Here is a 23419-nt window from a genome sequence, read left to right on the forward strand (position 1 = left end):
GGAGGAATACACCATCGATGCGGAAAGCGGTTTGCTTGACTTCCACTGATGAGAATTGGTAATTTGCAGCAGTTTCGGGAGAATCTCCGATTAATTCAAAGAAGATACTGGGAAATTCTTGGAATAGCCGATAAAAGATGCTGTCTGTTTTCACGAAAGCGAATGAGATGCAGGGTTTGATTATAATTTTCTCATGATTATGTATAGTGCATCGCACTTGACATTTAAGACAGTCCCTACTAATTACCTGAAATAAAAAACCATACAGCCCTGTTATATCACTACCAAAGCACGTTACGACATTTTTGAAGCAGCAAACCTATGAACAGTAAACTTATTACTTATTACTTATTACTTGTGCGTAGGGCTATATCATCCGCTCTCCCAGCATAAATTTATGATCCCTGGGAATGGGATTTAATATTGGAATATACCACTTGATTAAATCGCCTGTTTTCTATACAATAAGTAGATAACTCATCCAGTATCTAAAAAAATAAAATTTCGCGCGACCAGAGGGAAAAGAAAAAAAGTGTAAAGTGCGAGAGGGCTAAAGTGCAAAGGGCTATTTAAGATCCCTCTGCCCTACAACGCACACAACCCGCAGCCCGATATAGCTGTAACTGTAGAACGGATTGTTGCCGTAGCGGCAAGCGGAGCGGCAGCTTACTGGAGTGCGGTTCCACGAGCCACCCCGCAGCGTTCTTTTAGACTGATTATCATTATCACCAACCACCCAAGCATCACCATTAATTGGTGCGCCATTATAATTTCCATGCCAATTATCTTGGCACCACTCCAACACATTACCATGCATGTCATACAATCCAAAGGCATTAGCAGGGAAACTACCAACATCTGTGGTTTGTTGTCGATACTGACCCTTTGGTGCTGAACCATAGGTTTTATTCCCATTATAGTTAGCTAGGTCAGTGGTAATGGTTTCACCAAAGTGGAATGGGGTAGTCGTTCCAGCCCGACAAGCATATTCCCATTCTGCCTCACTAGGCAAACGATAACTCTTTCCAGTGTCCTTAGATATCTTAGCACAAAACTCCACCGCATTATGCCAAGTTACGCATTCCACTGGTCGTTTTGCTCGTTTTGCTCCTTGGAAGCGTGAGGGATTTTTACCCATAATGGCTTCATACTGTTCTTGAGTAACTGGATATTTACCCATGAAAAAGGGTTGGATAGTGACATTGTGCTGTTGTGGTCTTTCATAATTACTGCTTCCTGGTTCATTCTCTGGGGAACCCATGACAAATTTTCCACCAGGGATTTTCACCATTTCCAATATCACACCATTACCTAAATCTTCTGGAAACAACTCAGCTTTTCCTGGGCGAGTGTTAGTGGTTTCTCCCTGAGCATTGACAGTGATAATGTGAAAATTAAACTGATTTGCTGACTTGGGAGGTTGTTCAATGACAGATGCAGTTGGTTTTGGTTGACCGAGAATTTTCCTTTCTATTGCAGCGACATCATCATTCTTCAGCCCTAAATGCTGCTGGTAGTCTCTGAGATCATTGAGAGTATTTTCGCTCAAATTTGGCTCTTCTGCAATGGTATCCTGCAACGCTTGCTCATACTCTGCTAACTTACGCTGATACTCTAAATATGGTTGTTTAACTTCCGCTTCAATAGCTTCCGCAACTTTAGGGTCTATTTTTAATTCTTGTCTTTTGGAGTTTAGCAAACGACGACCAGGTATTGTCAACTTGCCTTTACGAATACGGCGTTCTAATTCCTGACGATATATTAGCCTGGGATCATCTTTCGGAGACTTCGCCAGCAAAATTTTATATCCTCCCTCCACCGGGTAGAGTTTAGGAGTCATAGCTGGGGATGCTTCTTGTACCTTACTCCCAGCATACTCGTGTAATTCATCAACAGAAATCCAACCATCTCCATCTATATCTGCTGCACCGGTGTCAATACCTTCCACTAGATACCGGGTGTAAATCGACAGTTCAGAACCTTCTTGCTCAAAGGAATACTGGGTAGAAGTGGAAGAAGTAAGAATTGCCCTTCCCTTACCTCCTAACTGTTCTTCCACATTAACAGTACCATCATCCTTCACACTCATCCCTTGAGCGATCGCACCACTAAAACAACAGTCTAGAATAATTACCTGTCTTTGGGAACGGCTATCATTAATATTTTCATGCAGAACACTAGCTGCAACAGCTGAAGGCTTTACCAACTTACCATTGTTTTTTGTAGTAGCGCAGGTGGAAAAATAAAGATTACCTCTGTCATCTCTAATTCCATGACCAGAGAAGTAAAATAATAACAAATCATCCTTCTGACGATTCGCAAATAGATTGTAGATAGCATATCTGATATCTTGCGGCTGGGGATCTTTCAACACTGTGATATCCTCATCCGCAAAGCCACCCATCTCTGGATTTACCAAAACACGCCGCACCGCTTCCACATCTTTAACAGCAGCTGGTAGGGGGTTTAATCCATTTGCATATTCACTTACACCAATCAGCAATCCTACCTTCGCCATCTCTCCATCCTACAGACCTTTGGTATTTTTGAGAAACTGCTCTGCCTTCTCCATTGCAAATCCAAACTCTTCCCTACTGCTGGCTTCTAGATTCAATTCCCTACCATCAGCAGCTTTCAGTACCATCTTAATAGTTTTACTCCCAAAGCGATCGCGCAAGAAACCAAAAACAGTTTTAATATATCCGGGATTAATAATTGTCTCCAACATACCCAAAGACAAACCCCCAAAAGCTTTAGCACTTCGAGGGGTTGCTATAGCCTCCATTAAACTTGCATCCTCTACCCCATCTACTTCTTTAATTTGGGGTAGCAAATTTTCCACTTCTATTTGTAATTCTTCGTCATCTAAATCCAGTTGCGAAAGGGAAATAGTGAGCTTTACATCAGATGTTGTCATGATGGCAATAGCGGGAGTGACTATATGTATTTTAGGTGTTTCCGTAATCTGAATACAACACTGTACCGTAAAATCCGCAAAAATATACAATTATGGTATTTTTTTGCTGCATCTAACCTTTATTAATAAGTGCGCTTACTAGCAGGGATGAAAAAGGCATACATGTTTGAATATTACGAATCTGCACGGGAAAACCGGGGACATTGCGTAATTGGATACAATACTCTTGATGCATATATATAAAAACTACAAAATAAACGCTGCAATTTTAAATCCCCATGACTACTAATTTAGAATTTACTGTCACCCCCACTGCGGAACAAATTAGCCGCACTCAAACACGTATCAATGCTTATATTCAAAGTGTAGAATCCAACCCCAATTTCCGAACTGGTTCAACTCCCTATTATGGTTTTCACGAACCAGGAAAGCCAATACGCGGCACAGTGATTATATTTCATGGCTTTAGTGCCAAACCAACCCAACTGAAAGAACTTTCCGATTATTTATTTACCAATGGTTTTAATTATTACCAAGCCAATTTAGCCAATCATACTTTACAACCACCTGATAAATATTGGTGTCAAATTGACTTAAAACCAGAAATTCTCGACCCATTGCGGGAGAAGGTGAAAAAAGACCGAGTATTGATGGATTTTATTGAAAATTTACCCGAAAATCCCAGTCAATTTCTGCGTCCTTCGGCAATGCAACAACTAAGTTTAGTATCGCGGTTATTGTTGATTGAACCACGACTACTAGATATTGTCCCAGCCATTGAAAGAGATGACGACCCCGATTTTGAACGTTATTTCAATTCCAATCATATGGATTACTTAACCGATGCGCGGCAAAGATTAGCCGAACTCGATGAAATGCCAGGAGCAATTTATGTGATAGGGTTATCTGTTGGCGGTGCAATTGCTTTGGGTTTAGCTGCGGATCAACCAGAGCGTGTAACCAAGGTTGTCGCCTATGCACCATTATTAAAGTTGTATGAGCCGACAATGGAACGGTATATTAATTTAACTGGCCCATTGGATGTATATGAAAAAAGCTGGAATCCTGATGAAAGTTTTCCGGTAGGTGCCCTAACTGCATCAGCAAAATATGGTGCATATGTGCGGAAAAGGGAAAATATCAAAGCTTTGCAAAAAGTTCCCACATTGATGGTGCTAACAGAAAATGAAGATGCAGCTCATGTTCCCACTAATAGAAACTTTTTCAATGATATTGGTGGTGAAAAACAGGGACATCGTTTTTTATCTATCAAAAAGGTGATTTAGTTCCCCATCCCTTTGCCGAACCAAATGTGAAAAGTCAAGGTATGACTAATATTTTTTGGCAGAGTTTATATCAGGAAACTTTGAGATTTTTGAACACTGGAGAAATTAATGCGGAGAATATGAATAGTATAGAGCAGGATGGTGATTTACCACTTGTTCCTCCATTGAATGTTTAGGGGAAGACTATAGAGATGTAATCACCCTAAAAGCCTGGGATTGCTTCCCTAAAACGATAATTTTGCAATGTTAGTGAGGCAATCCAATCGCCTAAGTTAGGACATTGTTGAAAGTCCAAACATATGAGCAATATACTTATACCAATTTATAATGTTTGCAACTCCCGGTTCGCCCATTTTTTCGGGAGTTAGAAGAAAGGCTACTCAGGGGTGAAAGATTGACCACCAAGTTTAGTATAAATAGTAGTTGAGAAGCCAAGTAGAACAAGAATACGCTCCTGCAAAGGAGAAAGAGCAGTCACATGGGCATAAACTTCATTTTTAACCTCAATCAATAGCAGGGTAATTTCCTTAAAGGCAGCAAGAATTATTTCAGCAGTAGGACGGGCTGTTTTTCGTTTAGGATTGCCAACATAAAGTCCAGCTAGTTTTTCTGAATTTTGATTCAGATTGCGACGCACCTGAAACTCTAGAAGTGTCAACACATGCAAACCAATTGAAAGCAGTCTAATTAATCCTGTAACATGGTCTTCGCGCTGTAAATAAATTGGTGTCAACGACAATGGAAATCCCTTAAGTCGGGCAAATCCTCTTTCCGTTAAATATTCATCTCTATAGGCACAAACAGCTTGTTTTAAATCAAGTTTAGTATTAATTTGATTGGTAACATAAACTCGCCATCCTAACAGTTTAGTTTCCTGTGTAACCGCATCTTCATCAATTTTAAAATCCAGGTTGATGTCAATTTCCTCAAAGTATTGAGGTGGTCGTTGGAGATATCGTCTTTTAACTTTTTGAATTCGTTGAATTTGAATATCGATTTGAAACAGTCCGGTGGTACGGTAACGTTTGAGAATCTTTTCTACAGCAGATTTCCATTCATCCGGCGAGATTAATTTCTTCTTGCCACGACGAGGAATTTTCAGTTGTTCTAGAGCATGGGAAGTTTTTTCAAGACGCTGTTGCAAATTTTGTAATTCTTTTTGTGTAATGGCAAATGAACGTACTACTAATTGTCGCTCATCCCAAGATATTTCTTTATCGTCGTCAACTTTGATTGTTCGAGTAAATTTTTGTTCAAACCCTTCAGCAATATCTTTATTCTTACCATCTGCATAATCATAATCTATGGTAGTTAGTTCTTGCTTTTCATCCCAAACTGGTTGCAGGTATTCAATTAATTCTTCTCGGCTTGCTTGTTTGGCATTTAAAGGACAAAGGTAAAAATCTCCACTTCTTGCAATATAATTTCTGGTGGCGATTGATGCCATTTTACAGTCGCCAATATATAGTAATCCTGACTGTTGTAAGGTTGAGCGAACTCTTTGTATTGCTGGAATATATAATGGGTCGTCGGCTTTTTCTCCTGATAATATTTCCGTCGCAATTGGCATTCCCAAGGGGTCTAAGGTTGATAACATTATTTTGACTTGTGCCAAATCTGGACGGTGGTCTTTACTATGACCCCATTGGAATAATCCTTCGGGATTAACCCCACAGTGACTTGAAGCAGTTGTACTATCCAAACGTATCCCTTCTGGCTGTATATCATACACTTGTAGTAAACTACCTCCCAGTTCCTTCTCAAATGAGTACCAGTTGGTATCACGGTCAAGGTAACGTAGTACTGCTTCTAGGCGGTCATCTGTAAGGTCAAGTGAACGTAAAGAATCCCCAAAAAATGCTTTCAATGTTTCTAATCTTTTCCCAGCCCAGGCTTGAACATGATTTAAGCGGTGGTCTGCTTGGGATAAGATATGTGTCAACCAAATTACTCCTACTTGACCAAGGCTTTGACCTTGCCAATTTCCGTGTGTAGGGAAGTGCTTATCAATTAGTCTTTGTATCCCCATATGCTCTATTTGTGTTAGCAATACTGGAATATCATCGACTCGTTCTGAAGTGATTGTGGGTTCTGTTGCCATAATAAAGAACATATACCCTGAAGTTTTCTGTTGGAAATATGTCTTTTGGTATACAAGGCATTCTCTATTGTTCTCGGGCTGCAAAACTCGCGAACGCTCGCTTACAGCCCTTGGTGAAATTGCACCATCCCATAGAGTTTGTAGTTCAGCATCGAAAATCCTAATTTAATCCTTCAGCTTTTTCTAACTCGATTTCAAATGGGCGAACCGGGAGTGCAATATATAAATTCTTCGTAAGGGCACGGCACCAGTAAGATAATTTTATATACCAAAAGATTGTAGATGTCGTGCCCCTACCCATATGTACCATTCTTTTTTCAAAACGGTATTATTACTTATTACTTATTACTTATTTCTCCAAAAGGTTGACTCCAATATTTCCAATTTTCCTTATTAAATGGAGATTTCCATTTTTTAATTAGTGCCAATTCTAACCTTTGTCGTGGGCGAGCTTTCACTGGTGCATCCCACCAAAAAGCAATATTTACGGCTGTGGGTAACTCATATTGATAATTTAGGTCTAAATAGTTTTCAATGTAACCCTTACAATCATGTACTCCTTTCCAGCGATGGTTAGATTTCCCAGTTTCCCCCACATATAGGAGTAAATTAGCCATCATATCAATCACAAAATAGAGACAAGCTTGACCAGCATCTTCTACAGGCGATCGATAAAATGATAAGGGAGATAGGGATAAATTAAAAGGATCGATCGCATCAGGGTCAATGTATGCTTGAGGAACTGCAAATAAAGTACCTTGTTCTATGGGTTCCCTTGTTCTTACCTGTTGTTGATGGACAGATATTTGTGATTTCCAACGCTTCAGAGCCTTCACATCCATCAGCAACACCGGTGTTTTGTTACTGGGTACAGAGCTGATTTCTGAGGGTGAGAACAAGTTAAGTTGATTCGCTGTCAATGATATTCCCAAAAATACAACTTAGGAATGCTATCACTAAATTGTTATCTTTGACACAAAAACATGGTTATTATAGTTACTTCTTATAGATCAGAAGAGAATTAGAAAAGTCTTATATATGAGGCTTTATGATTTTCAAACACGTATAAATATTTTTTAAAATTAGTTATCTATTATACTTTTAATAAAAATTCCGATTGAGATCAGGAACTTTTCCTAAGGAAATATGAAATTGGTATTCTATTGACGGGAAGTCCCTAAGTTAAGAGACATTCCAACCGACTCAGAACTTCATCAATGAGTTCAACAGGGGCATTTTCCACAAAACTTGCACCTCTAGCACTGCAATCAACAGCTCTGACTTGGTCAACTAATATAACACCTTGAATTTGCATCTGGGCAGGTAGCTCCACCTCAAATGGCCATCCCTTCTTTTTACTTGTAATTGGGCATAATAATACAAGCTGAGAAATATTGTTATAAGCCAATGGAGAAATCACAATTGCGGGGCGATAACCTGCTTGTTCGCGACCAGTTCTTGGATTGAGTTGTAAACGAATAATATCACCCCGCTCTGGAACACGGCCATCTATTTTTACCAATCTTCTTCTCCTACAGGCTCACCCCAATTCACTTCATTGTGCTGCATATCTGAAGAAACGTCCTTGAGTAACTCATCAAGAGTATATTTGGATCGTGCAGGTGACAGAATAATCTTGTCACCATCTGTAGAAATTGAAACTAATGCTCCTTCCTTTAATCCCATCTGTAGCGCGATCGCCTGTGGCAGTCGAATGCCAAGGGAATTACCCCACATACTTACTTTTTGGGTAACCATTACTTAAACTAAAAATATATATATTGAATATACTATAATTTCAGAGGGAACCCCATAACAATAAGCCGGAGGGTTTACCCGGAGAGTGTTACAGCAAAGTTGACTATACTATTTCTGCAAAGTTAATAACTCTAAATCAAAAGTATAATCAACCGTATCCTGTTCTAAATCTTTCATGTTGGCTAACATTAACTCATCCCGTTGCTGCCAAATAGAAAAAATATCTTGTCTCCCATCATTCAACGTATTAACATCAATTACATACACTCGATTTACTCGCTTCAATCTCAATCCAAATAAGTTCAATAATCGACTGAGAATTCTAATTGCGGAAACATTTTCCTGATTTCTCACTAAATTAATTCCCAATGCCCGTTTAATATGTCTACTGCACTGTAATGTAGTATTTTTCAACAAAATTAAATCAGCATCATTTTCCATAAACTCCCTTTCACTCTCCAGAAATTGTGACATTCCTAAAGCTCGCAATGCCTCAACTTTTAAAGTATAAGTTTTCAAATCTGGCAGAAAAACTTTACCTTTACCAGAAGATAATTGTTGATGCCATTCTTGTTTATCTCGAATGCGAAAATACTCGCTTTCATGGGTGAGATAATAATGGGTTAATAATTGGGCATAATATCCTTGGTCATCCCTTAATTTTAATTTAGGAGTAACATCTATACCATATCTTTGTCTGAGGATATATTTACTAATTTGATAATTTTCTTCATCACTCAGGGAATGTTTCGTAGCCAGACGTTCATATTCTACATAATCAATGTCTTCTGCATTAGCAACAAAGTTAGCTGTGACTAATTGATTCTGCTGTTTAATTTTTTTGATTTGATTTTTGATTTCTTTATTCTTCTTCCGACTTTGTGACCACTCATTTTTGACTTTCACAATTTCTAAAATTAATCTTCTGCGGGTTGCACCATCATTAGGATCTGCTGCCAAGAATGCCATACGTAAATCTCGAATAATATTATTATGAACGGCATTACCACGCATCCAGATTTGGTGCCCATCTGCAATTAATCCCTCTTTCATTGATTGACGATATAGGGTAATAGATGCATTTACCCTAGCAGATAGTTTTGCCCAAGTTCGTAAATGAATTGGGTCATAAACTAAAGGCAAATCCACATCTATATTATGGAGTGGACTGAGTAAAGCTAAGTTCTCTTTTTGATTTTCTTGATACCAATGGGATAGTAAACGGTAATTAGTACTACCGCTACCAATTAAGCCAATACCCCGTTTAGCACACCAGACAATGCGCGGTACATCATCCCTCACCCTAGCTAAAGCTTGTCTAGCTTCTGAGTCGGGAATTACCCCTTGAAAAATGCCATAAACGCGGTCAAAATGTTGCACATCAATACTAACCCCAGTTCCTAAACTGGGAGTGACAAACACTGTTTCGTAATCTGTAATTTTTTGATTAATAGCTGGGACAAAATCAACTGCTTGATGTCCTGGTGTATTAGTCGTACGGCTACTAACTACTAAGCTTTGGGGAAACTGTCGGCATAATTTTTCTAAACGTTCTCGCAGATAGCGTTCTATGGTTTCACAACTATAACGTCCCGCCCGACTATCGGTAGTTACATAACATTTTCGCCCTGCGAGTAAATCTATTTCTAGCTGTTGAATTAGGGGAGTAGGGTTTGGTGTATCATAAAATGTCACATCCCATCCCCGCTCTGGTTGCCATTGATTTAATAATACCCAAGGAGTAACTTGAATCCCTGCCAATCCTTGCAAATATTGTAAAGAAATATCTGATAAATCTGCATCCTGGGCAATAACTAATCCCCCAGTTGTCAATACAGTAGCAATTAATTGTTGGAAAACTTTGAGAATCCTCACACGTTTATCTTTACAAGTATTACTGTTAAGCAAATGCCATAAGGATTGTTCTACTTCATCTAATATAACGATCGCTCCTTGCCAATCTTCTGGATTGAGTTTCCAAATGGAATCTACACAAAGTCCGAATGATTGGTTAGTAGTAAATAATGCAGGTGCTTGTATTTCCCAATCACTACTCCCTATCCCCCATGTAATTCCTACTTGTTTGCAGAGAAATTTCCCTAATTGGATGCGATGGGTAATTAATAATACTGACTGCTGCTGATTCTTTGCTTTTTTTACCAAGTTTTTCAGTTCAGTGGTTTTCCCCGTCCCTTTAGCTGATTTCACCCCCACCAAGCCGGAAGTAGGAAAGGCAACATCCTGTAAATAGCGACTTTTAAGAGTTAGGGAAGGAGGAATAGTTAAGTTAGTGTGGGGTTTGCTGCGAGCAATATATACTTCTAAATCAATGCTTTGCCGATAAATCTTCTCAAAGGCAGTTGCACCTTTAGCCACGATAAATTCATCCACACCCTTTTCTTCCCCTGGAAGTTCCACAACTTGCACAGGACAAATTTGTTCCTGAAATAAAAAACCAAGTTGGGAAATGGCGTTATTTACTGCTGCAATGGTTTTGGGCTTAGTTTCAAAGTCAAAACAAATATGAAAAGTGCGTTTGCTCAGGGTAAATGCAGCTAAATCTGGTATAAGTTGACGACGAACCACCTTTCCCTGTAAATCTTTTACCACCCGATAACCACTAGTAATACCAGGAATGCCAATGGCAACATACCCCTGTGTTAACAGAGAAGCGGCTTTTTTCACACCCTCACAAATAATCACCGGTACATTATTTGTCATTACCCATTGCCAAAAACCAATTGCTTCTCCATCCCCACTCACATCATGATGGGGTAATGACAAGTTGTAGCGTTGGGCAACCTTTTGCCAGACTTGCATGGTTACCCGCAGACAAAATATTCGCGTTGCAGTATAAGGAGGATGTTCGTACTTAATAGACTTGCCTTTCTGATTATGCCGGGGTTGATTGGGCTTAAAACATCCCCATTCCATTACTTGCCAATTATTCAGGGGATCTAACCCAGAACACCACCAACCTCCCGTAGCCACATGGGCATACATCTGTAACCACTTATTCTGAACCATGCCACTATTATTACGGGGAATGCGCTCAGAAATTAACAAATAGTCATAGGCTGTTGATTCTTGTAGCGATCTAAAATTTAGCTGCGCCAAGTGTAAATCTATGTTGCTGCCCTTGACTAATTCATCAAGGTGTTGTCGGTGGAGGTAATGCAGGTACATAGAGCTATGCATTGGATGAGTGGGGTTGGATTCAAAACTTACCATGGCTCTACCCAGAATTTGTATTGGGGATTTTCTCATTTCCCAGATGCTTTTTTTTACTTTGTTTTGGGAGATACACCGGTTAATGATAAATTCGCCTGTATTGTCCTTGATATCGTAGGGTTAATAAATTTGTATTGTGATATTTATACTACTTAAATTTTGATTAATCAGTAAAATAGTTGAGATGAATCCATATATACAATTTTTTTATAAGTTTTAATTATAACCTCGTATATATACTGATATAACTATTTTTATGAGCAAAGATATAAAGAAAAATTAAAGATTAATTGTAAATATAAATTATTAATCTGTGAAATATTAATCTAATTAGGATTTAAAGGAAGTAAGTCGGTGGTAAAAAACCTAAGAACAATTTTTTACACCTACCTACTAGACATCTCCAAACTCCAAATACCATAAAATGTTAGAAATACAACGAAAAGGGGTACTTCACGTTGAGTCAATCACCGAATTGCGTTACCACTCCTCCTTGGTGGCAATTAGTGAATTGGATTGCTGACCCAATTGGATTTCAAAAGAAATATAGTCAGAAATATGGAGATATTTTTTCCATACGATTAACTGGAATTGGTCCTTTTGTAATTATCGGTAATCCTCAAGCCATTCAAGAAATTTTCAGCAAAGATTCCCAATTTCATATCGGAAGAGCCAACAAACTTGCAGAACCTCTTATCGGTAAAAATTCTTTGATGTTAATGGATGGCGATTACCACCGACGGGAAAGGAAATTATTAACTCCCCCCTTTCATGGGGAGAAAATCCAAGCTTATGCCCAGAAAATTATAGATGTTACCGAAGAGATAGCCAATCGATGGCAAATTGGCGAATCTTTTATAGTTCGCTCCACAATGCAGAAAGTCAGCTTAGAAATAATTTTACAAGTGGTTTTCGGCTTGAGTGAAGGGAAACGCTACAAACAAATCAAACCTCTACTTACCGATTGGCTTGATATGACCGATTCTCCCTTGCGTTCGAGTATGCTGTTTTTTAAATTCCTCCAAAAAGATTGGGGGAAATGGACTCCTTGGGGAAGGATGAAACAAATACATAATAAAATCTATAACCTACTCCAAGCTGAAATTGAAGAGAAAAGAACCAAAATAGACAATACAGGTAAGGATATTCTCAGCTTAATGATGGCTGTACGGGATGAAGACGGTCAAGCCATGAGCGATGCAGAATTAAAAGATGAACTAATCACGATTTTATTTGCCGGTCATGAAACCACTGCCACAACTCTATCATGGGCCTTCTACGAAATTTACAGAAATCCAGATGTAATTGAGAAATTGCAAAGGGAATTTTATTGTTTGGGAGAAAATCCCAGCCCGATGGAAATTGCTAAACTTCCCTATTTAACGGCAGTTTGTCAGGAGACTCTACGGATGTATCCAGTAATTCCGGTAACTTTCCCGCGCATCGCTAAATCACCTATAAAAATTGCCGGATACCAGTTCGATGCCGAAACCACCTTCATGCCGAGTATTTACCTGGTACATTACCAAGAAGATTTATATCCTGAACCGGAACAATTTAAACCACAACGTTTTCTTGAAAGACAGTATTCCCCTTCCGAATTCTTTCCCTTTGGTGGTGGAAGTCGGCGATGCCTGGGATATGCTTTAGCTTTATTAGAAATGAAATTGGTTCTGGCAACAGTTATATCTAAATATCAACTTGCTTTAGCTGAAGATAAACCCGTCAAAATTCAGCGTCGTGGTTTTACTCTTGCTCCTACTGGTGGAGTAAAAGTGGTGATGAAGGGAAAGAGTTGACTACTCAGAGGCATTGGCTATACCAAATATTATGTTTCCTAATTGTAACGAACTAGGAAGAATCAAAACATTTCTGGTAGGTTTACATAGACAATAGTTGGCAGATGCAATACACAACTTACATCGATTATGTCTCAATCAACTATAGAATCAATCCTACAAGAAGAGCGCTTATTTTCACCTAGTACGGAATTCTCTCAAACTGCCCATATAAAGAGCCTAGAAGATTATCAGCGTCTTTATCAACAAGCAAAGGCAGATCCGGAAAAATTCTGGGCAGAACTAGCAGAACAAGAATTACACTGGTTTCAAAAGTGGGATACCGTTCTAGATTGGCAACCCCCCTTTGGTAAGTGGTTTGTCAATGGTAAGCTGAATATTTCTTACAACTGTTTGGATCGTCATTTGACTACTTGGCGGAAGAATAAAGCTGCCATTATTTGGGAAGGAGAACCGGGGGATTCACGTACCATTACTTATGCCCAATTACACCGGGAAGTATGTCAGTTTGCCAATGTATTAAAACAACTAGGGGTTAAAAAAGGCGATCGCGTAGGTGTATATATGCCTATGGTACCAGAAGCTGCGATCGCCATGTTAGCCTGTGCCAGAATTGGTGCACCCCATAGTGTAATATTTGGTGGTTTTAGTGCGGAAGCTTTGCGAGATAGGTTAATTGATGCTGAGGCAAAGGTAGTAATTACTGCTGATGGTGGTTGGCGTAAGGATGCCATTGTCCCCCTCAAGCCCCAAATTGACAAGGCTTTAGCTAATGGTGCCGTACCCAGTGTCCAAAATGTGGTGGTTGTCAAACGTACAGCCCAAGATATCCATATGGAACCGGGACGGGATAATTGGTGGCACGATTTACAACAGCAAGCCTCACCAGATTGCCCCGCAGAGCCTATGGATAGTGAGGATATGCTGTTTATCCTCTACACTTCCGGTAGTACGGGTAAACCAAAGGGTGTTGTCCATACCACTGGGGGATACAATTTATACAGCCACATAACTACCAAATGGATCTTTGATCTACAGGACACGGATGTATACTGGTGTACTGCCGATGTAGGTTGGATTACGGGGCACAGTTACATTGTTTATGGTCCCCTATCTAATGGTGCTACTACTCTCATGTATGAAGGTGCGCCCCGTAAATCAAATCCTGGTTGTTTTTGGGATGTAGTAGAAAAGTACGGCGTGACAATTTTTTATACTGCACCTACGGCAATTCGTGCTTTCATTAAGATGGGCGATCACCTCCCCAAAGCCAGAAACCTTTCTTCCTTAAGACTATTGGGAAGTGTGGGGGAACCCATTAATCCAGAGGCATGGATGTGGTATCACAAAGTTATTGGTGGGGAACGTTGCCCCATTGTAGATACTTGGTGGCAAACGGAAACTGGGGGAGTCATGATTACACCTTTACCAGGAGCGACTCAAACCAAACCAGGTTCCGCTACATTCCCCTTCCCTGGGATTATTGCTGATGTGGTGAACTTGGATGGGGATACCGTGGGAGAGAATGAAGGTGGTTATTTAGTAGTCCGCCATCCTTGGCCCGGTATGTTACGCACAGTATATGGCAATCCGGAACGCTTCCGCACTACTTACTGGGAGCATATTCCCCCCAAAGATGGAAAATACCTCTATTTTGCCGGTGATGGTGCCAGGAAGGATAATGACGGCTATTTCTGGATTATGGGACGGGTTGACGATGTGTTAAATATATCGGGACATCGCCTGGGAACAATGGAAGTAGAATCAGCCTTAGTTTCCCACCCAGCCGTTGCTGAGGCAGCGGTGGTAGGTAAACCTGACGAAATTAAAGGCGAAGAAATTGTTGCTTTTATTATCCTGGAAGGTAACTGTCAACCTAGTGAGGAGTTGAGCAAGGAACTGAAAAAACACGTCACCCAAGAAATTGGTGCCATTGCTCGTCCCAGTGAAATTCGTTTTAGTGATGCCTTACCCAAGACGCGATCTGGTAAAATTATGCGCCGGATATTACGGAGTTTAGCCGCCGGTGAAGAGGTATCTGGTGATACTTCGACCTTGGAAGATAAGAGCGTGTTGGATAAGCTGCGGGGAGAAGGTTAATTCCATTAGGGTGTAGGGGAAATGTGGGAAGAGAGGGAAAGAGGGAAAGAGGGAAAGAGGGATGGAATTTTTAGATTATATATCCCTAAAATGATAGACACACATTCACTCTCCCACTCCATCACTCCATCACTCTCCCACTCTCCCACTCTCTCACTCTCCCACTCCCACAGGACTTGCACTCTAGGGGTCTAAAGCACATTCCCTACTGCTTCTAATAATCCCTGAAACAGCTTCAAACCGTCAGTACCACCCAACATAGAATCTGCTGCTCTTTCTGGATGGGGCATCATTCCCAAGACATTACCTTGACGGTTGCAAATACCAGCAATGTTATTTTGGGAACCATTGGGATTTTCCCCTGCATAACGGAATAAGACTTGATTATTCTCTTCAATTTCCGCTAAAATTTCCTCATCGGCACGAAATTGTCCTTCACCGTGGGCAACAGGTAAAGTTATGACCTCACCTTGTTCATAGGCTTGTGTCCAAGGTAAATCGTTACGCTCTACCTGTAAGGGAAGGCGATCGCAAATAAAATGCATATCCCGATTTCTCACCAGTACACCTGGTAGTAATTTAGCTTCAGTTAATACTTGGAAGCCATTACAAATACCGATGACAAATTTACCCTTTTGGGCATGTTCTAGTACTTGTTGCATAACTGGAGATAGGCGAGCGATCGCGCCACAGCGCAAATAGTCCCCGTAGCTAAAACCACCAGGTAAGACAATTACATCAATATCATCAACATCAGTATCTTGATGCCAAATCATGCGTGTCCGTTGTCCCATTACATCTCTGGTGACATAAGCAACATCGCGATCGCAATTAGAACCGGGAAAAACAACTACCCCAAACTTCATTAGTTTAATTTTTAACTTTTACTTGTTAACTTTTTAGAACACTCCGGTTTGAGATTCGACCTCAATCAACTCAAAGCGATAATTTTCAATCACTGGATTTGCCAACATTTGGTCGCATATTGCATTTAACTGTTGGTTTGCTGATTTTTCATCCTTGGTACTAATGAACAACTCAATATATTTACCAATGCGGATCTGTTCGACATTATCGTAACCTAAATGACTTAGTCCAGATTCTACAGCTACTCCAGCCGGATCTAGGACTGAAGTGCGGAGAGTTACCCAAATTTTCGCTTTATATTTTCTTTGCACTGGCATTTATTGAATGCGGTGATCGCTATATTATATATTTCAGCTCCCCATAGCTGAACATAAAATTACCTAGTAATTGCAAAAATTTGTTAAATTAACCAAGCTCAAGCCTTATAGCATTCAATATTCCCTCAAATTATTATTTTATGAAAGCTATACATACCCGTTCCCAACAGCGTATTTTAACTTTGCTCAAAACAACCAAAAAAGGCATTTCTGCCCAAGAAATTTATGTAGAGCTGCGTAGTCTCAACCAGAATATGGGCTTAGCGACAGTTTACCGTTCTTTAGAAACTTTAAAATTAGAAGGCTTAGTACAAATGCGGAGACTAGGCAATGGAGAAGCTCTCTATAGCCTGACAAAACAGGATAAACACCACCTTACCTGTTTACAATGTGGAACTTCTGTAACTATAAATCAATGTCCCGCCCATGGATTAGAAGAGCAGTTGCAAGAAAAACACAATTTTAAAATTTTTTACCATACTTTGGAATTCTTTGGTCTATGCCAAAAATGCCATAGCCTGGAAGGTTAGTAGGGAGCAGGGAGTAGGGAGTAGGGAGCAGGGGAAGAGAGGGAGTAGGGAGCAGGGGAAGAGAGGGAAAGAGGGAGAGAGGGAAAGAGGGAAAGAGGGAAAGGCAAAAAGCTTATTAATTCTTTATTCTCCCCACACTTCCCACACTTCCCACACTTCCCCATCTTCCCACACTCCTTCACTCCTTCACTCCTTCACTCCTTCACTCCTTCACTCCTTCACTCCTTAAAAAGACTAGGATCCATAATAGATTGGTCTTGTGGGGAATTGTCAGTAACAATGGAGCGTATACCTTCCAAAGTACCGGGTATGGTACGAGGATCCATAAACATTACCTTGCTGCTCTCACTCTTACCAATGGTTGAGCCCATATCTAAATAACCCATAGCCAAGATAAATTCTAAAGCTTTGTGGGCGTTAGGATTATTCTCGATTTTCAGAGCTACAATTTCTGATGATTCAGCAATAGCTTGGGCTTGGAGAACCTTTTCTTGGCGCTCTGCTTGGGCTTTGAGAACGATCGCTTTTTGTTCGGCTTCTGCTGCCAAAATTATAGCTTTTTGGCGGGCTTGTGCTTCTAATACTTGAGCATCAGCCTTACCTCTGGCTGTATTGACTGCCGATTCCCGTTCGCCCTCAGAAGTGAGAATTGCTGCCCGTTTACGCCTTTCTGCGGACATTTGTAATTCCATAGATTCCTGGACTGCTTGGGAGGGAACAATATCTCGCAGCTCTACCCGCGTGACTTTTACCCCCCAAGGATCTGTGGAAATATCCAATTCTCGTAACAAAATTTCATTAATTTGAGAACGAGCGGTAAAAGTCTCGTCTAGTTCCAGTTTGCCCATTTCTGAACGAATTTGAGTCAGAACTAAATTCACCATTGCGGACTGGAGATTTTCCACTTTATAGTAAGCTTTTTCCATATCGACGATGCGCCAGTAAACCACTGCATCTGCTGTCATTGACACATTGTCCCTGGTAATACATTTTTGGGGAGGAATATCTAAGACTTTTTCCCGGATAGTTTCCTTAAATACTACCCGATCAAATCCTAGAGGCATAACAAAATTGACACCAGGTTTGAGTGGTTTATTATAGCGTCCCAGCCGTTCCACCAAAGCCCCATTTCCTTGGTTAATTACCTTGACAGAGCTAACTAATGCTGAACCACCGAACACAGTAAAAAATAATAATAAAAATTCAGGCATAGATACATTACCTCCTGATTGAATTAGTTTTTAAGAATGTAAAAGACGCTCTGGCATCACAATTAATGTGGTACCTTGTCGCCTAATTACATAAACTGTTTCTTGGGGAGCGATAGGTAATTTTTCATCATCACACCGCGCCTGCCATGAATTACCCTCATAGAGCACCCGTCCAGTTTTTCCTGGTGGGATTTCTGTTAAAGTTTCAGCTATAATTGCATCCTGAATTTGGGAGCTACGCCTTCTTGGTGCTAGCAAGCGACGGGAAAAAACTAGTAAAACAGCAGATAGTAATAGCCAAACTAAAACTTGCAGCCATAACTTTCCTAGTATTACCCCCGCTAGTAACGCCACAACAAAGGCGCTAATTCCCATCATCAATGTCACGAACTCTGTGGGTAGAAACAGTTCCATCAAACACAGTCCCGTGCCTATAATCAGCCAAATTAAGGTTGCACTTGGCATCTTGCCATCCCAAAGACTAAATTATTTGTCGATACTGCATTTCTATGCTTATATACAGCCATACCCTGACTATTTTCACTCATTTGACTTCAGTATTCTAGACTCAATATTCTCAAATGTATTAATAACAACTTATACAATCTATGAATATAAATTTAGTTTATGCCATTTAGTTAGAGCTTGACAGCTAGATGTAATCGAAATTTACGCATTTAATTTTTAGTGATTCAAAATATATACTTAAGATGATTTCTACACAGCGTGTAATTTATTGTACAAATCCAGAATGTAGCAAACCAATTAATCCAGTAGGCAAAGAGGTTTGTACTAATTGCCAAACTCCTTTAGTCTACCGCTATCTCTGGGCAGTTGATTCACCTAGTAATCACAAGGAAATAGGGGAAAAAATTGCCCACAGATATGAGGTAATTACGGCAAATATTTGGCTGGATACTCAACCAGGATTATTGCCAGAAGTTCCATCAGAACCTCCCCCAGCAACTATTCCTTATCTCAAGTTATATCCCCAGAGTTTACATATACCCCAAGTTTATGGAATTATTCCTTCCCCCGAGCCAGAAGTCAATGATACTTTAATCTTAGAAAATGTACCCATAGATGAACACGGTCATCTTTATCCTGCGATCGCAGATGCCTGGAATCAAGCAACTGCCGTCAGACAGGTTTACTGGCTATGGCAAATTCTCCAATTATGGCAACCCTTATTAGAATTAGGGGTGGCTGGTAGTTTACTCAGCCCCGAAAATCTCCGGGTACAGGGTTGGTGTGTGCGACTATTAGAACTACATCACTCAGAACCGCAACCTCTGGCACAGTTGGCAGAATTATGGCAACGCTGGGCAGAAAAAGCACGACCCCAAGCAGCATCAGAATTACAGAATATCATTCAGCAAATGCAGGCTGAAGATGCTGATATACACACAATATCGATTAAACTAAATCAATTGCTACTGAACTTAGCAGGGCAATTACCCTTGACTCTTAAAGTGTCAGGAGCAACGGATATTGGTAGTGAACTTACGCAAAATGAAGATGCTTGTTTTCCGACTAATAGCGATCGCATTGACGATCCTTTGTTACCACAAGTATCTATCGTTTGTGATGGCATTGGTGGACATGATGGGGGTGAAGTTGCCAGCAAATTGGCAATTCAGTCTATCAAATTACAAACTCAAGCTTTAATACAAGAAGTAAGTTCCCAGACAGAGATAGTACCACCGGAATTATTACAACAGCAAATAGAAGCTAGCTTGCGGGTAGTTAATAACTTAATTAGTAACAGCAATAATGAACAGCACCGGGAAGGAATTCAGCGCATGGGCACCACTATGGTGATGGCTGTGCAAATACCACAAAAAGTCGAGACAGGAGAAAATGCCCACGAACTTTACATTGTCAATGTGGGTGATAGCCGCGCTTACTGGATTACTGCCAATTATTGCCAATTATTAACAGTAGATGATGATGTAGCTGGGCGAGAAGTCCGTTGTGCTCGGAGTTTTGCCCATCAAGCACTACAAAATCCAGATGCTAATGCTCTTACCCAAGCCTTGGGGACTAAAGATGGTGAATTTTTACAACCCACAAGCCAAAGATTGATTATAGAAGAAGATGGGATTTTACTACTGTGTTCCGATGGTTTAAGTGACAATAACTGGGTAGAAAAATCCTGGCAAAATTATGTCATACCTATATTTACAGGGGAGATACTGTTAGAGGATGCTGTGCGCCAATGGATTGATTTAGCAAATCAGCAAAATGGTCATGACAATATCTCACTGGTTATCACCCATTGTCGTGTTTCCCCTGACTATCCCGTACATGTAGAACAAAAGGATACACAAGCTTTAGTAACTATCCCAGAACCAGTAGAATCTAGCTTTACAGAAAGTTCCCAAGCATTACTAGATTTAGACTTACCAGAATCACCCCCTACCCCGGCTCCTGTTACCAGCAAATCAGATCAAGGTAAACAGTGGTGGTTAGTATTGACTGGGTTGTTATTCCTATTATTAGCAGGTACTAGTTTGAGTTTAGCTGCTTGGTGGCAAATCAACCCTCAATCCTTCCAACGACAATGTCAGCGACTTCCCCAGAAGGTGCAAAAACTCTGCCCACCTAGTAATTAGTAAATTCCATGCAGGGGAAGTAAAGCAAATAGTTCAAGTTCAAAAGTTGGGTAATTTATTGTTTGGTCTTCTCTAAAGTTGAACTGTACTATGGAGAATCAATCTTGTAGTTATAAGAGATATTTTAATCGTCGCAACCGATCCGAATAGCTTCTCATCACTTCTATAGCGAACATAGGAGTTTGTTGAACTGCAAACAAAAAATGCTCCCGATCTAAAAAACCTAATAGACAATTAGTCTTAGCAAGTGCAGTGGAAGCTCTTTGATGATTTTCGTGGACAAGTGCTCCTTCTCCAAAGACATCACCCGTCTTTATAGTCTCCACCATCTTGTCATTAATCCAAATATCTACTTCACCTTCGATGACACCATACATTAACTCACCCAGTCCTCCTGTTTTAAATATTACTTCTCCAGCACCATAAGTTTTGGGGACGGGGGTTTTTGGTAGAGTTCTACTGTCTTGACTGGTTCCAGCACTGCTTTAAACTGTCCTCACTAATGAATATTTTTTGAACTATAGCTGTAATCAGCCGGGTTAGGACATAAACGATAAGTCTTCCTACAATTGGGAAATTATTCTCAAGCAAGCAATGTCCTAATAAAAGTGGCTACGGCTATAAATAAATTTACAATCCCTATACTGTATTGGTGTCATTCCAGTCAAACGCTTAAAATGGTGGTGAAAATGGCTCTGGTGAGCGAAACCACAGTTCAAGGCAATTTCTGCCAAAGTTAAGTTTCCTTGTTTTAAGAGTTTTTTTGCTCGTTCTACTCGACATTTAATTACATATTGATAGGGACTCGATCCAGTTGATTGCTTGAAGAGGCGACAAAAATAGTAGCGGCTCAGATTTAAATAACTCGCAATTTCATCTAAACAAATGTCTTCAGCTAAATATGCTTGAATATAGTCGATCGCAAGTTGAAGTTGATGTTGGGATAATCCACCCCGATATATTTCCTGCCTTGGTTTACTGGTTGCATAGTTTTTTAATAAATGTACGGCTACAAAAGTAGCTGCCGAATCAGCATAGAGTTTACTTTTAGCTCCTGATTGTTCTAATTCTGCTTTTAAAGTCAGCCCAAGTTGATAGAGTAGGGGATCGTTAACATAGGGCTGAGGTACCAACTCAACCCTATCTGGATCAAATATTTCAGGAGCAGCATGACTAACCTTCACAGGTTCTAAGCTCAATTGAATCAGTTCAACTTCTTCTTGCCAACGATACCATCGATGGATTTCCATCGGCGCAATTGTAATACAGCCACAGCGAGAAACAATTTTGCAACGCTTTCCCTCGAATCGTTGCTCGACTTGGCAACCTGATTGAGTTGCAATTGTAATCAGATGTTGCTTACATGAGCATTCAGGTACTTCTTGTGGGGGTAAACAATGATACTCAAGATGTATTCCCTGCCAGTTGGCAGAATCACTGGCGAGTGAGGATGAATGACCCAAGAATTTCTCAACTTCTTGGCTATTGAATAAATCTAGGACAGGGCGCTGAGTTGGCATTATTAGTACTTTGAATGTTCTTTCCTCAAAATAGCAATAATGTGCAATTGAGTAAGCAATTGGACAAAAATGAGCAAGATTTTTTTACAAAAAGTATGCATGATTAACTTATAAATCCAAGTAATGCAAGTAATAAAAATAACTATGAATAGCCTAGATTACAAGCCCTGTAAGGCTTAATTAAATTTTCAAGTCAAATGCGTAACCACACATCATCTAACATTAATCAACCAGTCCAGAAGACTGTACCAAACTATACATCTTTAAAATCAAAGTTAGCTCTTTGGTCAGCATTAGATGACGAATCTAGTCAATCTGTTGTTGGAGGAATGAAAAAAATAGAAGCAGCAATTAAACCATTTAAGATTGTTGATTTTTCTGCTGAATTAGCAACTTTACCACGATAAAATGACTTCATCTATCTGTGAAGTCCAGCATCTCAAAAATAATAGAGACTAAAAAATGGGCAAAAAATTGTGGCAGAAATTAGATGATAAACAAGCACAAGTTATTGTTGGAGGGACGAATAAAGGTGAGTTAGTAGATTCTGTTGCAGAAAAATCTCAAATTACAGGAGTCAAAATGGAATCATTAACAATATATGGTTTGATTTGAGAAATATCATGAAAAACCAAAATTCAAAGCCTGTTAACTTGAAAAATGCGATCGCTCATCAGAAACTGTGGAATGTAATAAGCGATCAAGACAGCTCTCAATTAAAAGGAGGAGACAAAAAGCGAGGAACACTATTTGTTGGAACTATAAGAACAACATTTACATTCTAGGTATTTGTAGTATTGGTAAATCTAGATTCAAATCTATCAATTACCAATATAAGGCTTATGTGAGTTAGAACCTGGAAAGATGTAAATACGTCAATACAGTTGGAATTTTTTAGCTAAATCACAAGCTGAAATACTTGCTATTACTTGGGCATTATTAATTCACATAAGGCGTAACATATAAAAGGAAGGCAATAGAAATGAATATTAAAGCATCATTTGATGCTAGTGCTAAAAGTGCGATCGCTCCTAAACAGCTTTGGCAGCCAATTCCTGAAAAAACATAGGAAATAGTTAGTGGTGGTACTAGGCAAAGAGGACGTACTGCGGGTGGAGGTTTTGTCCAAAGTCCAACAGACCTAGCAATAGCAATAATATTTATAAG

Annotated in this window: 23 protein-coding genes; 8 read left to right on the plus strand and 15 right to left on the minus strand. The window is 39.8% G+C overall.

Features of this window, described 5'->3' with window-relative positions; translation table 11 throughout:
• The 3 genes from CALSC_RS22325 to CALSC_RS22335 all read right to left on the minus strand — a co-directional run.
• A partial coding sequence (locus tag CALSC_RS22325; RefSeq protein WP_143288341.1) for a DUF2887 domain-containing protein occupies positions 1-154 on the minus strand: 154 nt, incomplete at its 3' end.
• A gap of 411 nt (positions 155-565) precedes the next feature.
• Positions 566-2518, minus strand: coding sequence for a caspase, EACC1-associated type (locus tag CALSC_RS22330; protein ID WP_088243450.1), 1953 nt, complete (start codon positions 2516-2518; stop codon positions 566-568).
• 9 nt (positions 2519-2527) lie between these two features.
• Positions 2528-2917 (minus strand): sugar ABC transporter permease, encoded by a 390-nt coding sequence (locus CALSC_RS22335; RefSeq protein ID WP_088243464.1) that lies wholly within the window; start codon positions 2915-2917, stop codon positions 2528-2530.
• 278 nt (positions 2918-3195) lie between these two features.
• Here CALSC_RS22335 and CALSC_RS22340 point away from each other — a divergent pair, with 278 nt between their 5' ends.
• Together CALSC_RS22340 and CALSC_RS27940 are read left to right on the plus strand one after the other, a co-directional pair.
• The gene (locus CALSC_RS22340; protein WP_235006899.1) at positions 3196-4203 is read left to right on the plus strand and encodes a serine aminopeptidase domain-containing protein; all 1008 of its coding nucleotides are present in this window, start codon (positions 3196-3198) and stop codon (positions 4201-4203) included.
• A gap of 41 nt (positions 4204-4244) precedes the next feature.
• A complete protein-coding gene (locus CALSC_RS27940) occupies positions 4245-4379 on the plus strand; it encodes a hypothetical protein (RefSeq protein ID WP_268807235.1) in 135 nt (44 codons plus the stop codon).
• Positions 4380-4579: 200 nt separating this feature from the next.
• Here the strand turns inward: CALSC_RS27940 and CALSC_RS22345 are convergent, their stop codons facing one another.
• The 5 genes from CALSC_RS22345 to CALSC_RS22365 form a co-directional block, all read right to left on the minus strand.
• Entirely contained in the window at positions 4580-6304 is a 1725-nt protein-coding gene (locus tag CALSC_RS22345) for an IS1634 family transposase (RefSeq protein ID WP_088243451.1), read from the minus strand.
• 338 nt (positions 6305-6642) lie between these two features.
• A complete protein-coding gene (locus CALSC_RS22350) occupies positions 6643-7224 on the minus strand; it encodes a GIY-YIG nuclease family protein (RefSeq protein WP_200817720.1) in 582 nt (193 codons plus the stop codon).
• A 257-nt stretch (positions 7225-7481) separates the two neighbouring features.
• Positions 7482-7826, minus strand: coding sequence for a type II toxin-antitoxin system PemK/MazF family toxin (locus CALSC_RS22355; RefSeq protein ID WP_088243453.1), 345 nt, complete (start codon positions 7824-7826; stop codon positions 7482-7484).
• Positions 7820-8062, minus strand: a complete 243-nt coding sequence (locus CALSC_RS22360) for an AbrB/MazE/SpoVT family DNA-binding domain-containing protein (protein WP_088243454.1) — start codon at positions 8060-8062, stop codon at positions 7820-7822. The genes CALSC_RS22355 and CALSC_RS22360 overlap by 7 nt, the downstream gene beginning before the upstream one ends.
• Before the next feature lie 108 nt (positions 8063-8170).
• Positions 8171-11248 (minus strand): plasmid replication protein, CyRepA1 family, encoded by a 3078-nt coding sequence (locus CALSC_RS22365; protein ID WP_088243465.1) that lies wholly within the window; start codon positions 11246-11248, stop codon positions 8171-8173.
• A gap of 503 nt (positions 11249-11751) precedes the next feature.
• Here CALSC_RS22365 and CALSC_RS22370 point away from each other — a divergent pair.
• Together CALSC_RS22370 and acs are read left to right on the plus strand one after the other, a co-directional pair.
• A complete protein-coding gene (locus CALSC_RS22370) occupies positions 11752-13092 on the plus strand; it encodes a cytochrome P450 (RefSeq protein ID WP_088243455.1) in 1341 nt (446 codons plus the stop codon).
• Between the two features lie 129 nt (positions 13093-13221).
• Positions 13222-15192, plus strand: a complete 1971-nt coding sequence (gene acs, locus CALSC_RS22375; RefSeq protein WP_088243456.1) for an acetate--CoA ligase — start codon at positions 13222-13224, stop codon at positions 15190-15192.
• 191 nt (positions 15193-15383) lie between these two features.
• Here acs and purQ read toward each other — a convergent pair whose 3' ends face one another.
• Positions 15384-16058, minus strand: a complete 675-nt coding sequence (gene purQ / locus CALSC_RS22380) for a phosphoribosylformylglycinamidine synthase subunit PurQ (protein ID WP_088243457.1) — start codon at positions 16056-16058, stop codon at positions 15384-15386.
• 33 nt (positions 16059-16091) lie between these two features.
• On the minus strand, positions 16092-16370 hold the full coding sequence (gene purS / locus CALSC_RS22385; protein ID WP_088243466.1) for a phosphoribosylformylglycinamidine synthase subunit PurS: 279 nt from the start codon (positions 16368-16370) through the stop codon (positions 16092-16094).
• A gap of 146 nt (positions 16371-16516) precedes the next feature.
• Here purS and CALSC_RS22390 point away from each other — a divergent pair, with 146 nt between their 5' ends.
• Positions 16517-16906: a Fur family transcriptional regulator gene (locus tag CALSC_RS22390; RefSeq protein ID WP_088243458.1), complete on the plus strand. Its 390-nt coding sequence runs from the start codon at positions 16517-16519 to the stop codon at positions 16904-16906.
• A 218-nt stretch (positions 16907-17124) separates the two neighbouring features.
• On the opposite strand, the gene CALSC_RS22395 is transcribed toward CALSC_RS22390, so the two are convergent.
• Both CALSC_RS22395 and CALSC_RS22400 read right to left on the minus strand, forming a co-directional pair.
• Positions 17125-18117: an SPFH domain-containing protein gene (locus CALSC_RS22395; protein ID WP_088243459.1), complete on the minus strand. Its 993-nt coding sequence runs from the start codon at positions 18115-18117 to the stop codon at positions 17125-17127.
• 30 nt (positions 18118-18147) lie between these two features.
• Positions 18148-18582 (minus strand): NfeD family protein, encoded by a 435-nt coding sequence (locus CALSC_RS22400; protein WP_088243460.1) that lies wholly within the window; start codon positions 18580-18582, stop codon positions 18148-18150.
• Positions 18583-18827: 245 nt separating this feature from the next.
• Here CALSC_RS22400 and CALSC_RS22405 point away from each other — a divergent pair, with 245 nt between their 5' ends.
• The gene (locus tag CALSC_RS22405; protein ID WP_088243461.1) at positions 18828-20732 is read left to right on the plus strand and encodes a PP2C family protein-serine/threonine phosphatase; all 1905 of its coding nucleotides are present in this window, start codon (positions 18828-18830) and stop codon (positions 20730-20732) included.
• Between the two features lie 110 nt (positions 20733-20842).
• Here the strand turns inward: CALSC_RS22405 and CALSC_RS22410 are convergent, their stop codons facing one another.
• The gene (locus CALSC_RS22410) at positions 20843-21109 is read right to left on the minus strand and encodes a cyclic nucleotide-binding domain-containing protein (RefSeq protein WP_327331716.1); all 267 of its coding nucleotides are present in this window, start codon (positions 21107-21109) and stop codon (positions 20843-20845) included.
• Between the two features lie 222 nt (positions 21110-21331).
• Positions 21332-22252 (minus strand): AraC family transcriptional regulator, encoded by a 921-nt coding sequence (locus CALSC_RS22415; protein WP_088243462.1) that lies wholly within the window; start codon positions 22250-22252, stop codon positions 21332-21334.
• Positions 22253-22449: 197 nt separating this feature from the next.
• On the opposite strand from CALSC_RS22415, the gene CALSC_RS22420 reads away from it, so the two are divergent.
• Positions 22450-22659, plus strand: a complete 210-nt coding sequence (locus CALSC_RS22420) for a hypothetical protein (protein ID WP_088243463.1) — start codon at positions 22450-22452, stop codon at positions 22657-22659.
• A 55-nt stretch (positions 22660-22714) separates the two neighbouring features.
• Positions 22715-22867 carry a hypothetical protein gene (locus tag CALSC_RS26705; protein WP_159460670.1) on the plus strand — a complete coding sequence of 51 codons (153 nt, stop codon included), beginning with the start codon at positions 22715-22717 and terminating at the stop codon, positions 22865-22867.
• Between the two features lie 324 nt (positions 22868-23191).
• Here the strand turns inward: CALSC_RS26705 and CALSC_RS26710 are convergent.
• On the minus strand, positions 23192-23419 hold a 228-nt coding region (locus CALSC_RS26710), incomplete at its 5' end, for a hypothetical protein (protein WP_159460671.1).

Source organism: Calothrix rhizosoleniae SC01 (assembly GCF_900185595.1).
Taxonomy (GTDB): domain Bacteria; phylum Cyanobacteriota; class Cyanobacteriia; order Cyanobacteriales; family Nostocaceae; genus Calothrix_A; species Calothrix_A rhizosoleniae.